This window comes from Pseudoalteromonas rubra (assembly GCF_004212645.1).
In the GTDB taxonomy this organism is placed as follows: domain Bacteria; phylum Pseudomonadota; class Gammaproteobacteria; order Enterobacterales; family Alteromonadaceae; genus Pseudoalteromonas; species Pseudoalteromonas rubra_G.
In genome coordinates, this window is sequence record NZ_PPUZ01000043.1 from 18,942 (window position 1) to 34,385 (window position 15,444).

The 15,444-nt window shown below is 47.3% G+C and carries 7 protein-coding genes; all 7 read right to left on the reverse strand.

Annotation, left to right across the window (positions count from 1 at the left end; all coding sequences use genetic code 11):
• Positions 1–242 precede the first annotated feature (242 nt).
• Positions 243–5,081 carry an NAD-glutamate dehydrogenase gene (locus C3B51_RS15905; RefSeq protein ID WP_130245703.1) on the reverse strand — a complete coding sequence of 1,613 codons (4,839 nt, stop codon included), beginning with the start codon at positions 5,079–5,081 and terminating at the stop codon, positions 243–245.
• Between the two features lie 202 nt (positions 5,082–5,283).
• The gene (locus C3B51_RS15910) at positions 5,284–7,614 is read right to left on the reverse strand and encodes an efflux RND transporter permease subunit (RefSeq protein WP_130245704.1); all 2,331 of its coding nucleotides are present in this window, start codon (positions 7,612–7,614) and stop codon (positions 5,284–5,286) included.
• Positions 7,614–8,612 (reverse strand): WD40/YVTN/BNR-like repeat-containing protein, encoded by a 999-nt coding sequence (locus tag C3B51_RS15915; protein ID WP_046003128.1) that lies wholly within the window; start codon positions 8,610–8,612, stop codon positions 7,614–7,616. Before C3B51_RS15915 ends, C3B51_RS15910 begins: the two co-directional genes overlap by 1 nt.
• Positions 8,613–8,723: 111 nt before the next feature.
• Complete coding sequence (locus C3B51_RS15920; RefSeq protein WP_130245705.1) at positions 8,724–10,091, reverse strand: DUF1329 domain-containing protein; 1,368 nt, start codon at positions 10,089–10,091, stop codon at positions 8,724–8,726.
• A gap of 11 nt (positions 10,092–10,102) precedes the next feature.
• Complete coding sequence (locus C3B51_RS15925; RefSeq protein ID WP_130245706.1) at positions 10,103–12,220, reverse strand: DUF1302 domain-containing protein; 2,118 nt, start codon at positions 12,218–12,220, stop codon at positions 10,103–10,105.
• A 236-nt stretch (positions 12,221–12,456) separates the two neighbouring features.
• Positions 12,457–12,678, reverse strand: a complete 222-nt coding sequence (locus tag C3B51_RS15930) for a DUF2835 domain-containing protein (RefSeq protein WP_125721390.1) — start codon at positions 12,676–12,678, stop codon at positions 12,457–12,459.
• A gap of 42 nt (positions 12,679–12,720) precedes the next feature.
• Positions 12,721–15,312, reverse strand: coding sequence for an aminopeptidase N (gene pepN / locus C3B51_RS15935; protein WP_130245707.1), 2,592 nt, complete (start codon positions 15,310–15,312; stop codon positions 12,721–12,723).
• Between the last annotated feature and the right edge of the window lie 132 nt (positions 15,313–15,444).

A 15,444-nucleotide genomic window follows, 5' to 3' on the forward strand; every position in this document is an offset into this window, starting at 1 on the left:
TTCCTAGTAACGTATGACACCAATCAGCATTCATGCATAAGCCATTTAAAGGATGAATCGTCGCTAACTGCGCTAAAAATTTCTGATTTAGTGCCACACTAAATAGAAAATTTTTGCCTGGTTATCACCGAGATTGTCTTGCCTCTAAACAGATTACTTAAGCGAAGCGACTTGGTGCCAATTTTCAAATCTGAGATAAAAAAATACCCCAGCAAAGCCGGGGTATTTTAACGGGTTATTTTCTATTTGGAAGTGTCACAGTTGTGACTCAACAACATCAGTTCACGCAATGCCACTGAGAACTTGGCAAAGTCATGACTCTGCGACGTCTTGAACTCAGCCAGCATTTGCTGCCAACGTAGCAATAGCGTTGACTGATTTTCCATCCACTGATTGATCAGTGAATCGACATCGTGATCATCGCCCTCAAAGCTGTTCAGAACAACTTCAGACAATGCGCGTTGCTGCCAGTCCAGCTCTTCACGGTAAGAGGCACGTGCCAGCGCCTGCCAGTGGTTGGCAACCGGTTGTGCCGTGATCTGGTCAAGGAACCAGTGCAGCCCCATGTTCGCACCCAGTTTAAAGTAGGTGTTAGACACTACATCAATGGCACGGCCAGAGCTTGCAGCCACTTCTGCCAGGTCCATGACTGAGAACAGGCTAGACAGAGACACAATGCGCATTGCGATTTGCTCTGGTACACCTTGTACGATAAGCGCATCGGCTTTTTCTGCCAGGCGTGCACTTTCTTCTTCAACCATGTAGCTGTTCAGGTTTTTGCTCAGATCTGCAAAGGTCGGCGCAAAGAACGCAATGGTTTGCTCAATTGTCATACCCTTGTTGCGGTGACGCAGGAACCAACGCGTTGTACGGCGTACAGTACGACGTAGCTGATACAACATTTCTGTCTGAACCGCTGATGGAATATGGTTATCCAGCGCAGCAATTGACTGCCAGGTCTGTTTCATTTCAAAGATTTCGCTGGCAATTGAATAGCACAGCGCAATCTCGGCTTCCGTAGCACCGGTTTCTTCGTGCATACGAACCATGAAGTTCAGACCCATGTCGTTCACTATGTTGTTAGCTAGTTTCGTCGCGATGATTTCTTTACGCAGTGGGTGGTTATCCATCGCCGCGTTAAAGCGCTCGCGCAGTGGCACCGGGAATGAATTCACTAACAGCTGACGGTAATACGGGTTTTCTGAAATTTCATCAACAACCAGCGATTCTTTCAATACCATTTTAGAGTAAGAAACCAGTACCGAAAGCTCAGGACGTGTCAGATCAGACCCTTCCGCAGCGCGCTCAGCCAGCTCTTCATCAGTTGGCAAGAACTCAATCGTACGGTCCAGTTTACCCTCTTTCTCCAGTGCATGGATAAAGCGGATCTTCTCTTTCAGTGTTGCCGGACCTTTCGACTTAGTGATAGACAAGGTATGCGTCTGACGGTAACAGTCAGCCAGTACCAGTTCAGACACTTCGTCCGTCATGGCATACAGCAGTTCATCACGCTGTTTCTTGGTCAGGTCGCCTTCTGCTACCAGACCGTTCAACAAGATCTTGATGTTTACTTCGTTATCCGAACAAGCCACGCCACCTACGTTATCAATGAAGTCGGTGTTAATGCGTCCGCCTTTCTCGGCAAACTCGATACGACCCAGTTGCGTTGCACCCAGGTTACCACCTTCACCAAAGATCTTAGCGCCCAGCTCTGAACCATCAATACGCAGACCGTCATTCGCGCGGTCGCCTACATCCGCATTGGATTCCGACTTAGCTTTAATATAAGTACCGATACCACCGTTCCACAGCAGATCAGCTGGCATTTTAAGCAAGGCTTTGATTAGCTCGTTAGGTGTCATGCTGGCTTTTTTGGTGCCCAGCATCTTCTTCATTTCAGCCGTCAGGTTAATTGACTTAGCTGCACGAGAGAAAACACCACCACCTTCAGAGATCAGCTCTTTGTTGTAATCTTCCCAGCTTGAGCGAGGCAGATTAAACAGGCGTTCACGCTCTACATAAGAGCTTGCTGCATCTGGGTTCGGGTCGATGAAGATGTGCATGTGGTTAAAGGCTGCCTGTAGGCGAATGTGCTTAGACAGCAACATACCATTACCAAATACATCACCACCCATATCGCCGATACCAACCGCGGTGAAATCTGTGGTCTGACAGTCGATGTCCATTTCACGGAAATGACGTTTAACCGACTCCCAGGCACCTTTCGCTGTGATACCCATTTTCTTGTGGTCGTAACCAATTGAACCACCTGAGGCAAACGCATCACCCAGCCAGAAATTGTATTCTTCTGCAATGCCGTTAGCGATATCCGAGAAAGTCGCGGTGCCTTTGTCGGCAGCAACAACCAGATACGGGTCGTCTTCATCATGACGCACAACGTCAACTGGTGGCACAATTTCACCGTGGATGATGTTGTCTGTGATATCTAACAAACCGCGGATGAACATCTTGTAGCATTCCTGACCTTCTTTAAAGAAGGCTTCACGGTCACTTGGCAGCTGCTTACAAACAAATCCGCCTTTAGAACCCACCGGTACAATCACCGTGTTCTTAACCTGCTGTGCCTTAACAAGGCCCAGAACCTCAGTACGGAAATCTTCACGGCGGTCAGACCAACGCAAACCACCACGTGCAACTTTACCACCACGTAAATGCACACCTTCTACGCGCGGGGAGTAGACAAAGATCTCGTACGCAGGCAACGGCAGCGGCATGTCGGGGATGGCACGTGGGTTGATCTTGAACGAGACATAAGACTTATTGCTGTCGTCCGCTTCTTTTTGGTAGAAGTTGGTACGCAGTGTGGCATTGATCATATCAACGTACATGCGAATGATGCGGTCGTCATCCAGATTAGCTACGTTTTCCAGCTCCAGGTAGATCTTCTCAATCAGCTTGTCCAGCGTCTTTTGCGCCGCTTTCTTCGCAGGAGAGAATTTCTTCACAAACAGCTCTACAATTTGCGCTGCAATGTGCGGATAGTGCTCAAAGGTGTTTTCGATATAAGATTGTGAGAATGTCACACCAATCTGACGCATATATTTAGCGTATGCACGCAAAATAGACGCTTCACGGCCTGTCATGCCACCCAGCAATACCATGCGGTTAAAGCCATCGCTTTCCAGACGGTTATTCCAGACATTGGTCAATGCGGCGCGAAAACGTGCAGATACCTTATCGAAATCAGCAATGCCTTTTGAGTCGATCATCATGGAGAAATCCATGATCCAGTTTACCTGGCCATCGCTGGTTTTAATTGCGTAAGGCGTTTCACCAATCACGCGCAGACCAAAGTTTTCCAACATCGGCATAACGTCCGACAGGTGGATAGGCACATCTTTGTGGAACAAGCTCAGACGAACGATTTCGCTGTTTGCTTCTTCCTGAGGACGATAGAACAGCATTTCCAGCTTCTTCTCATCGCTCAGTTGCTCCAGCTTCTCGATGTCGACCACAGCAGCACTAGGCAAAACCTGATCTTTGTATGAATGAGGGAACGCATTGGCATACTTGCGGTTTAGCTCGTTACCACGGGTTTCACCATTGCTGCCAAGCAATGCTGACTGTAGTTTATCTTCCCAAGTGCGAGCGGCTTCTGCCAGATTATTTTCGATGTCTTTCACGTTGTACTTAATACTGTTGTCTGCCACACGTACGATGTAATGCGTTCTCGCCAGTGTGGACTCTGAGAAAAAGGTCGTAAACTCAACTTTTTCATTGGACTTAAATGCATCTGCCAATAGCTTTTGAGTTTCACGACGTAGTGCCGTGTTATAGCGCTCACGTGGTACGTATACCATGCATGAGAAAAAGCGCCCATATACATCACGGCGAACGAACAAACGACACATGTCGCGTTCTTGAATTTGCAATACGCCAGTCGCAACTTCCAGTAGCTCGGCTTCGCGCGCCTGAACTAACTCATCGCGAGGATAGGTTTCGAGCAAGTTCAGCACGGCTTTATAAGCGTGCGTACCTTCTGCAAAATCACATTGCTCCATAATGCGCTGGATCTTGCTCTTGAGCACAGGCACATCTGCCGCACTATTGTTGTAGAAGCTCGATGAGAACAAACCAATGAAACGGTCTTCGCCGATCACATTGCCCTGCTCGTCAAAACGCTTGATACCCACATAATCAATGTAGGCTGGACGGTGAACACGAGACAGAGAGTTAGTCTTAGTTAAAATCAGCAGGTTTTTGCTGCGTGCTTCTTTACGGGCAACTTCTGGCAGCTCAGAAAGCAAACGACCGCCATCGTGGCTGGAGTTTTTCATCAAACCCAGACTGGTGTCTGGCACTGCGCGCAGCTCATGGTCACCTTGTACAGGCACCAAATCGTACTGGCGGTAACCCATAAAAGTGAAGTTATCTGAAGATAGCCATTCAAGGAACTCAACCGCTTCATCTACTTCTGCCTGTGTGCAGTCATGGTGACGAGTTGGGATCTCTTTACTGACTGCAACCAGCTTATCGCGGATTGGCTTCCAGTCTTCAACGGCAACAGACACGTCTTTCAATACTGATTCCAGTTCTTCGGTAAACGCTTTGATTGCTTTAGCATCTGTCTGACGATCAATTTCAATGAAAAAAACCGTCTTGGTCGACGATGATTCTTGTTCTGCTTTTAAATTTGAAAGTGCAGTGATCTTGTTATTACTGTCGCGCTTGATTTTAAGCGGGCTATGTAACAGCAAGTGAGACACGATGTTTTTGCGGCTCAGTGCCATGCGTACCGAGTCAACCAAAAATGGCATGTCTTTGGCGATGATCTCGACGATCGTGTGAGAGGATTGCCAGCCATCTTTGGCTACTTCAGGGTTGAAAACGCGAATAACCGCATCGTCAGTGGCATTCTTTTCGAGAGAATTCCAAAGACTCAATGCGGCTCCGTATAAGTCACTGTCGTTACGATGTGCCAAGTCCTCTTTAGACATATTGCTGTACAAGGCTTTGGCAAAAGTTTCAACGAGCGACACGTTTTCGGCATGAACTTTTTTGTGGATCAGCTTGGTGACGTTATCCAGGATAACCGATGCTGGACCTTCATTTTGTGTCATTATGTGTTCCTTAATCTATACCACCTTTGAACGGTAGATTATTTGTACAGCCATTTATTAGCGTGGAGTCATGTGAATTTTAACCTTTCTGGCGCTAATAAAAAGCCTTTTCGACGAAAACATTATAGCCTTTTCAGCCGGTTGGTCAGATATTCACTAAATATAGATATAAATGGCCGAAACCGGCCATTTATAAGCACTTTTATTCACACTTTTTTTTCTGGTCTGTCCAGATTAAGGTTCCTATTGCAGGTAATAATAAAACAGCACCCAGCATATTAACCAGGAACATAAAGGTTAATAATATCCCCATATCGACCTGGAATTTGAGTGCAGAGAAAATCCAGGTGCTGACACCGATGGCCAGAGTGATACCGGTAAACAGCACCGCACTGCCGCGCTCGGCCAGCGCGTTCCGATATGCATAAGCAAGAGGCACGCCTTGTTTCAGTTGCGTCATCATCGAAGACAGAATATAGATGCCGTAATCCACACCTATACCTACCCCCAGCGCAATCACCGGCAGGGTAGATACCGTCAGACCAATTTCCAGCTTTACCATCAGCGCTTGCGCCAGCGTCGAGACGATATATAGCGGCAATACCACGGCGATGGTCGCACGTATACTTCTGAAACTAATCAGACATAACACAATCACAGCACCATATACATAAATCATCATCGGCAACTGCGCTGCCGAGACCGATTCGTTGGTAGCGGCCATTACACCAATAGGACCCGATGCCAGTTTGAACTGCACCTGATCTGTGCCCTCTTCTTCTGCAAACGCCTTAATTTGCGATACCACATTATCTATGGTTTGCGCCTTGTGATCGGCCATAAAGATGATAATCGGCATCACAGAGCAGTCACCATTTAACAAGCCCGTGCTGGTTTCAACCCGAGATGTGGCCTGAACCAGCGACGCGCTGTTACGCGGCAGGGTTTGCCACTTAAGGTTACCTTCGTTATATCCCGCGTTCACAGATTGTGCCACAGAGCTTAACGAGACAGCGGACTGGACCCCTGGCAAATTCTCGACGCGCCACTGGAAGCGGCTGATCCTGTCCATCGTGTCATGCTCTGTACATGCAGCCGGATAGGCCTCCACCAATACTTTAAGGATATCCGAAGAAATAGCGTAACGGTCTGAGATCAGGAAAGTATCCTGATTGTAGCGGGCATCTTCGTGTAGCGCTGGTGCCCCTGCATGCAGATCACCAATTTGCATATGCTGTGACTGCCAGTATCCCAGGCCAAATAACACGGCACTCACCAGCAGGATAACCCGGGCAACACGCTTATCTGTGGTTTTCACTAAGGTTTCTCGCATGGTGGTAAACAGCTTGTGGCTGAAAGAATTACCATCGTCAACACGGTGAATTTTGCTGGAGTTATAGTAAGAAGCCAATACGGGCAATAAGATCAGATTAGTGAAAATAATCACAGCAACACCTAAACTCGCCGTGATTGCCAGCTCACGAATAATACCGATATCAATGGCTAGTAAGGTCAAAAAGCCTACGGTGTCGGATAACAACGCAATACCACCCGGAATCAACAGGGCTTTAAAGCTCGCTTCTGCCGCCACTTTACTGCTCACGCCTTCTGCTACTTTTTTACCGATCGCATTGATCATTTGTACACCATGGCTCACACCAATGGCAAAGACTAAAAATGGTACCAGGATAGACATAGGGTCTAAACCAAAACCTAATACGGTGAGCAAGCCCATTTGCCAGACAACGGCAATCAGGGAGCACATGATGGGTAAAAGTGTCAGTTTGAAACTTTTACAGAATAACCACACCATGATAAACGTGAATAAAATTGCTACCGCAAAAAATAGCACAACGCCTTTGGCACCATCGGCAATATCACCGGCCATTTTGGCAAAGCCGATAATATGAATAGACACCTTGTCTGTGCTCAGTGGCTCACGAATTTCACTTTCGAGCTTTTTCGCAAATGCCAGTGTATCGAGCTTTTCCTGCGTTTGCGGATCCGTTTCCATAAGTTGAGCTGTAACCATGGCACACGAATAATCACTGGCTACCATACGGCCAACCACTTTCGCTTTTTCGATGTTTTGCTTTACAACGGCCAGACCAGCTTCGTCAGCTGTGAAATTTGCCGGAATAATGGGACCGCCGGCAAAGCCGTCTTCAACGACCTCTACAAACCGTGCGCTGGGTGCAAAAATCGAGTTAACCAGTGGGCGATTGACCCCCGGAATAAAATACAGCTGGTCGTGAACGGCTTTCAGTTGAGTAAAAAATTCAGGATTAAAAATATCTCCGTCGGCATCACACACAGAGATCAGAATACTGTTCGCACCACCAAACTGCTTTTCATGCTTCAGGTAAACCTGCATATACTCATGGTTGAGCGGAATATTTTTATTGAAAGAGGCATCAAGCTGGATCTGCGTCGCGCGAAAGCCTAAAAACAGCGTTGCGACAATGAAGAACAAGATCATCGCAACACGATGCCGGAAAACGACGTAAACAAGTTGGTTTAACAATGACTGCATTAGTGTTTCGCCTCTTCTATCTGGATCCCTTGTTCCGTTGCCAATATCAAGTTTCCTTCAAACAACACACCGGCCATGATGGACTTGCCATTTTTAAGCTGTTTGGTAGACAAACCGGCTTCATTTCTGGTGTGAATAACACCACTGTTTGCAAACAGATATTGCTGTTCATTCACACTCATAACATGGTTAATCGTGGCAGTTTTAGTGAGCGCAAGGCGCTGAAATTGAGACAAATCCGAGTTGGACACAAATGCGTTGCCACGCAGACCAGCCGCGACCACCCTGCCGTCTGCTGTTTTATTAATGGAGAATAACGAACCGGCATAAAATGCGGGTAACTTGCGCCAGCTCTTTCCTGCATCATCACTGATAGCGAACAAGCCCATTTCACCGGCCAGCAGATATTGCGAGCCATCAATCAGCAGCGCATTGAAGTGAGGCAAAATAAACGCGGTTTCATCTTCATAAGCTGCCGGATCATCTTCTTTGAGTTCGGCAAGATAAGTGACGTCATCCGGGTGAACAAAGGCATCAATAAACCGCTTAGTCCATTTTTTTCCGCCGTCTGTGGTTTCATACATCATTCCGTAAGCACCAACAGCATAGCCAGTTTGTTCATCGGCAAAGGTAATATCAAGACAAGGTTTTTCAATATCTGGTAAATGTTGCTGGATCTGCCAGCTTTGACCACCGTCTTCGGTGTTCAGAATCGTTGCGTCATGGCCACATGCCCAGCCTTTTTTTTCGCTGGCAAAGGTCACTGCGGTCAGTAGACTTTGCACAGGCACAGTGGCTTGCTGCCAACTTTTACCATCTTTGCTGGTTACTATGGTGCCATGCTTACCAACCGCAACCAGCTGCTGACCCGTGTAACTGATATCTGTCAATAGTGTACGCTGTGGGTGTGCCACCATTAATGCATCAGAAGCTGCGGCTACTGCATCACTTTGCATTGCCATCACAGCAATCGTGGTTGCGACTAACTTCTTAATCATGATGAATACTCGATAAATTTAGTGTGAGAGAGAATAGGAAGAGCAGGTTCAGGGGCTGCAAAAGCAGCCCCTGAGAAGTTGTGCTGTGCCGGCACTAACCGGCCACTGTGCTTATCGTCTACCCTCGCGGCGTAACGCGCTTTGTGTAAACTCATTGTCCTGGAAAGACTGGCTGAAATCATACATGCTTTCTTCGTTGTCCAGGCCAATAGCCAGGTAACGACGAGAGTTCAGATCATGATACACGTCTAGCGTACTCCAGTGGGTAGGTACCTCATAGTAGTTCAGACCATGAGCCATCGCCACACGATACATCTGGTCTCGGTTATCATACAGGTCAGCAATGTGGATCTGCCAGCTGTCTTCGTCGATGTAGAATACACGCTTCTTATAGATGTGGCGTGTGCCCTCTTTCAGATTCGCTTCAACCACCCAAACACGGTGCTTTTCATAACGAACATGCTCAGGGTTTACATGACCGGCCATCAGAATATCGTCATACTTTAGCTTATCACTGTGCAGCTTGTAGCTGTTGTAAGGGATGTACAGCTCCTGCTTGCCTTTAAGCGTCCAGTTGTAACGGTTAGGTGAGCCGTTAAACATATCGAAATCATCGGTAGTACGCAGGCTGTCTGATGCTGTTCCCGGTGCATCGTAAGCTACGTTTGGTGCACGACGTACACGACGCTGGCCCGTGTTGTAAGTCCATGCCTGACGAGGGGTCAGGATCTGGTCCATGGTTTCGTGAACCAACAGAGCAGTACCCGCAAGGCGTGCAGGTTCTGTTACCTTCTGCTTGAACTTGAACAGCACGTTAGACTCTTTCAGTTCAGCCGGTGTCGCATCTGGATCTGAATATTTTACTAGCAGTTGCTCATCGAATCCGATGATGTTGTAAGACCCTGAAGCCGTAGGCATTGCCTGTCCGCCGAAACGCGCGATAGACAAACCACGATAGCGCAACAGGTGGTTCCAGATTGCCTCTAAACCATTTTTAGGAATAGGGAAAGGAATACCAATAGCGGTGTCTTTGATACCGTTACCGTCTTCAATTAACTGTGCAGTCGAAGCATACTTTTGAGTTGCATCGTAAACAAACTGAGGAAAAGCTGCACTACGACGAGTTGGGTAGATGTGCATCTTAAAGGTGTCCGGGTAAGTCTCGAACAAGGCAACCTGTCCCGGGCTCAGCTTATCTTTATACTTGTCCAGATTGGTTTTATCAATCGTGAACAAAATTTTGTCATCGGCGTATGGATCTGGGTGGTGCATGCCCACTTTATATCCCGCAGGTGGCTTAGTAATGCCCCCTGTCCACGCTGGAATACTGCCGTCGGCATTACCCGCTTTTTCTGCGCCGATTGGCGTCAGGTCCGCGCCCAAGCGCGCAATTTCTTCTGGGGTCATTTTTGCAAATGCACCCGGTGCTGCCATCATAGTTATAATTGTTGCAGCAAGCATAGTAGGTTTTCTAAACATATTGAAAGCCCTTAGATTGAATACTTGATATTAAATGAAACGAAGTCACGATCTGAGAATGTGTTGGTCTTGCCGCCACCCCAGAATGCGTTATAACCGAAGTCAAATGACCAGGCATTTTGGTAGTTAAAGTTCAGGGTCAGACCAACTGACTTACGATCTTCGACAAACAAGAACATAGGATCAGGTGTTATACCATTCACGTCGTGAGAGAACACGATGCGCGGTGACATATTCACGCCTGCGAACAGGTTGTTGTACTCACCCTTAGCAATTAAGCGATAACCCCATGCTGAAGCCGTTGGGAACGGGTTCACTTCAGGACCATTGGAAATTGCCATATGCAGCAGATCGTAGCTTTGACCGTTAACACCTTCAATGGTGCCGCTTCGGCCAGTACCGGCTACGTTTAAACGTAGCTCATCGTAACTTGGCATGTCTTTGATGGTTACACCACCGACTTCACCGACCAATGCCCAGCTATCCGCCCCCAAAGAAGGGCCAAACAGATGTGTAGCGGTAAACTGTAGTTGCATCGTGTCTTTCAGGACATAGCCTTGTGCGATTTCACCCGGTTTTACATAAGCAACGTCGTCGCCTTGACTCAACTGAGACAGACCCGCAACGTCGGTACGAATGCCAGCTAATGCAAGCTGTTCCAACATACCTGCATAAAGCAATTCTACGTCGTCAATTTGCAGCGGCTCATCTTCGCGATAGGCAAATTCACCTGAGAAAGCCGTTTCGCCAATGGCGGTGTTGAAGCTCAGGCCATACAGCTTGATGTCTTCAGGGTATTCAATCAGACCTTGCGTAAATGCGTTGAGGTTCGTGAAGTTTTCGTCGTTAAGCGTGTTGTTCTGAATGTAGTTCAGATCGGCGACAATGGCATCGCGGGTAAAGTTAGAGGCTTTACCTGAGATCAGAGGACGACGCGCATGATAATTAATGTAATATAGTGCGAACTCAGTATCGTTTAGCTCTGGGGCAAACATGCCCAGGCGGATACCGAACTGACCACCATCTTGTGGCTCTTTCTTACCATTATGACCCTTGCCTTTCAAAGCCACTTTAGTCGGGTAAGCCAGATACATAGAAGTGAGCTGTGACACAGCCGCTTCACTTTGTAATACGTTCGGGTCGGTTACGTCCAGGCCTTGAGCCGCCAACGCCCCCATCCAGTTAGCATGAAGGTTATTAAGCGCTTCAGTCAGGTGTGCCAGGTCAATGTCTGGGTTTGCCGTAAAGCCAAGCTGAATGTTCTGGTTGTAGCCGTTCTCTGACGCGAAGTCGTTAGTAGAGAAATAGCTACCTGTCGCAGGAAGACGAGTCTCGTGCCATTCGTACTGATAGAAGGCTTCCAGTGTGACGTTGTCAGTCAGGCCGAGTGAGGCCCAGAACATGCCAACCGGGATAAAGGCTTCTTTAAGTTCAGCACCTGGTGCTTTCAAGCGGTCGATATCAACCGGGTTAACGTTGATGCCGTGACTGATAAGCGTACTTTCACCCCAGTTAACAACCTGACGACCCAGTCTTACTGACAATGGGTTTTTACCATCATTGATGTCAAAGTCGGCCCAAACGAACGCATCTAACAGGCGCAAGTCTGAACACACTTGCTCTTTAGTCTTGTCGTCTGCACAGGGATCTACTTTTTGCCCTGATACTGGGTTGGTGTATGCAAAATCACCGTCTTCCATTGCAAAATCTTTGAAATACATGAAGCGAGAGAAGAAACCATAATTGTCCTTCGTAATGCCAAGTTCATGTGTTCCTTTTAGCAACTGAGAAAAAGTGTCGCCCGAATCGAAGTTCAGATCGCCGGCATCACCGTTATTTGAGTATGCACCCTGCTGAGACCAGATCTGAGATGACGAGTAAATGGTATTGCCAAGTGACGCGTTATAACCAGTCCAGTTATAACGTGGGTGATTACTTTTACCAATGTGATCAAAATCACGGTCTTCTACACGAATGCTCTGACCGTAAGAAAACGTGGAATCAAAGGTTACATCAAAATCACCAACTTGGAACGTGGCGGCTTGCGCAGCAGTGCCAGCGACACCAAGACATGCAGCGCTCAGGCCCAGCATTATCTTGTTCTTCACAAAGCGCGATGTTTTTATCATTATTTCTCCCCCCTTTGGCGGGTAATTCTTATCAAGTTATTGTTTTTTGTTGTCGTAACGATAGAAGCGATAGCTTTAAATTACAAATAATACGCGTCTGATCGGTGCATTTTTATCTCATTGGAGCGCATTTCACTCATGGTAAGACGTCCTACCAGAGTAGTTATAACACGTAATTTAAGTTTAAAACAAACCGATTTAACAAAAATACTTTATGTCTCGTCGCATAATTGTCATCAAACTACTTTTTCCAACGCTACGAAGCGGTTATTTTCATCTAGCAATAAACGGAAGCGCCCTCGGACCCCTAAAGTAGAGACATGGCGTCTGATATGATGAGCCGGAAAGCGAACTCGCTTCCCGCCATCCTCGACAACCTGGATAAACTCAACATGTCCATGGTAATACGCCATACACTGTTCATGGCTCAAATCCATGTAAAAGTAATACTCATGCATTTTGTGGATAAAAACCTTTACACATTACAACTAGATGCGCTGTTAATTCAGCGCTTTGTCAATTTTCTCGTACAAATCATCGCTCAGTTCAGGCAATCTCGCCAGCTTTTCTAACTGAGTCTTCATCAGACTTTGCCGGGTTTCATCAAAGCGTTTGAAAGACAGTAAAGGCGTGATGATCCGGGAAGCATTTTGCGGGTTGACCTGGTTTAGTTCCGCTATCAAATCACCCAGTAATGCATAGCCCTGCCCATCATTGCGATGGAAGTGACGCGGATTGCTGCGAGTGAATGCACCAATAAGTGCACGCACCCGATTTGGATTCGCTTTATCGAAACAGGGGTGGCTGTACAGGGACAAAATGTTGTCTATGCAGTTGTCATCGCGCCGGCTCGCTTGTAGCGCAAACCATTTGTCCATCACCAGCAGATCAGATTGCCATTGTTTGTCGAAATCATCCAACAACAGCTGGGTCAGCACGTGCTCCGCATTAACTGCGGCCCTGAGTGCCCCCAATTTTAGCGTCATGTTATGGCTTTCACTTTGTTCCTGGATCCAGCCTTGGATTTGTGAGTCCGATACCTGTGCCAGGTAATACAGACATTTATTCTTCATTGTACGAATAGCAACAGCGGCACTGTCAAGACTGCCGTCATCCTTAAGCTGGGCGTAAGTTGCACACCAGGCTGGTTTAAGCTTTTCGGCAATCTGATATTCGATAGTCGAAATCGCCTGATCCAGCTGCTCAACCGGAACTGGGTTGTAGTCAGCACTAAGCGCATCAAAACCTGGCACTGTAAATTGCTCCGCCAGAATCGACAGATCTCCGCTTAAGTCGTCAAGCAACACTCTTAGCGCGTGACTCAAACTCTCTGGTAGCTGATACTCAGCAAATGCCTGTGTGTTGACCAGTGATTTAATCTCGGCTCTATACAGCTGCTGAATGGCTTCCCAGCGCGCGTAATCACTGCTTGCAAACTTAGCAATGTGGAGCAACTGATGCTGTTTATAATCGTAGTTCAGTGTGCAGGGAGCCGAAAAGTCCTCCAGTAGTACGATCACAGGTTCATTCTTTAGTCCCGCAAAAACAAAGCTTTGTTGTTTCTCGGTCAATTCAATGACTTTGCCTTGTTTGGCGATCGATTCAGGAATTGCAATCACCTGCCCTTGCGGGTCTAACAGCTCAATCGCCACAGGAATATGCAGTGGCGCTTCAACTGGATCATTGTCTGCATGGCTCTGTGCCAGATGTAAGGTAAACTCACCCTGCTGCGCATCATAACTTGTTCGTGCGCTGATTTTCGGTGTACCTACTTGATTGTACCAGTGTTTAAATTGGCTCAAGTCTTTACCATTGGCATCACTCATGGCGGCTACAAAGTCATCGCAGGTGACCGCCTGGCCGTCATGACGCTCGAAATACAGCTTCATGCCCTTTTGGAACCCAGCCTCTCCCAGTATGGTATGCATCATACGGATCACTTCAGCGCCTTTGTTATACACAGTCACCGTATAGAAGTTATTCATTTCTATCACTTGTTGGGGTCGAATTGGGTGCGCCATTGGCCCGGCATCTTCAGCAAACTGATGGGTACGCACCGTATTAACCGCATCGATTCGGTTTAGCGCGCGAGATCCCAGGTCACTGCTGAATTCCTGATCACGAAAAACCGTCAAGCCCTCTTTAAGGCTCAACTGGAACCAATCACGGCAAGTTACACGGTTGCCTGTCCAGTTGTGGAAGTACTCATGCCCAACAATCGACTCAATCACGTGAAAATCTCTGTCGGTTGCGGTTTCCTGATTGGCCAGCACGCAGGCACTGTTAAACACATTGAGGCCCTTGTTTTCCATTGCCCCCATGTTGAAAAAGTCCACCGCGACTATCATGTAAATATCGAGATCGTACTCCAGGTCAAAGCGCGCTTCGTCCCACGCCATGGCCTTCTTTAAAGACGTCATCGCATGGGGTGCCTTGCTCAGATTACCTTTATCAACGAAGAGTTGCAGGTCCACTTGTCGGCCAGAGCGAGTTTCGAACTTATCAGACAACACATCAAAATCACCGGCGACCAGGGCAAATAAATACGATGGCTTTTTAAAGGGATCTTCCCAGCATACGTAATGGCGGCCATCAGCCAGCTCTCCACTGTCGACCTTATTACCATTGGACAGCAAATAAGGCATCTCTTTGGGCCCGACTATCTTGACCTGATAGGTCGTCAGTACATCCGGTCTATCCAGGAAATAGGTAATCTTTCGAAACCCTTCAGCCTCGCACTGGGTACAGTACGCCCCATCTGACAGATACAAACCTTCAAGAGAGGTATTGGTGCCGGGTGAAATAGTATTAACGATTTCAATTTCAGCGCGAGAACTCAGCCCAAATAATTCCAGACCCATATCATGTAGTTTGTAATCACAATGGTTTTGTCCATTCACTTTCACAGAGTTAAGTGTCAGATCAACGCCGTCAAGCATCACAGACGTTGCATCACCTTGCGCCGTTAGCGTAAAGCGTGCAGTGACCAGAGTGTTTTGAGGGTCCAGTTCGAATGTTAAGGAGAGGTTTTCTACTGCATGGGTGGGAGGCTGATAATCATGCAGGTATTTGGCCTGAGGTTTTGAGGTCATGACAATTCCTATTATCAAATTCATTTTCTGAAGTCTGCGTGCTGCGACTAAGCAAAATGAAAAAATGAGTACAAATCAATATCTTTATTGTAGAACGGCACGCGCTAAGGGCAAAGGGATTTATGACTGTGA

Bases quoted from the DNA above. Each gene is read 5' to 3' on its own strand.
- C3B51_RS15905 (WP_130245703.1), bottom strand. From the start codon at position 5,081: ATGACACAAAATGAAGGTCCAGCATCGGTTATCCTGGATAACGTCACC.
- C3B51_RS15910 (WP_130245704.1), bottom strand. From the start codon at position 7,614: ATGCAGTCATTGTTAAACCAACTTGTTTACGTCGTTTTCCGGCATCGT.
- C3B51_RS15915 (WP_046003128.1), bottom strand. From the start codon at position 8,612: ATGATTAAGAAGTTAGTCGCAACCACGATTGCTGTGATGGCAATGCAA.
- C3B51_RS15920 (WP_130245705.1), bottom strand. From the start codon at position 10,091: ATGTTTAGAAAACCTACTATGCTTGCTGCAACAATTATAACTATGATG.
- C3B51_RS15925 (WP_130245706.1), bottom strand. From the start codon at position 12,220: ATGATAAAAACATCGCGCTTTGTGAAGAACAAGATAATGCTGGGCCTG.
- C3B51_RS15930 (WP_125721390.1), bottom strand. From the start codon at position 12,678: ATGCATGAGTATTACTTTTACATGGATTTGAGCCATGAACAGTGTATG.
- pepN (WP_130245707.1), bottom strand. From the start codon at position 15,312: ATGACCTCAAAACCTCAGGCCAAATACCTGCATGATTATCAGCCTCCC.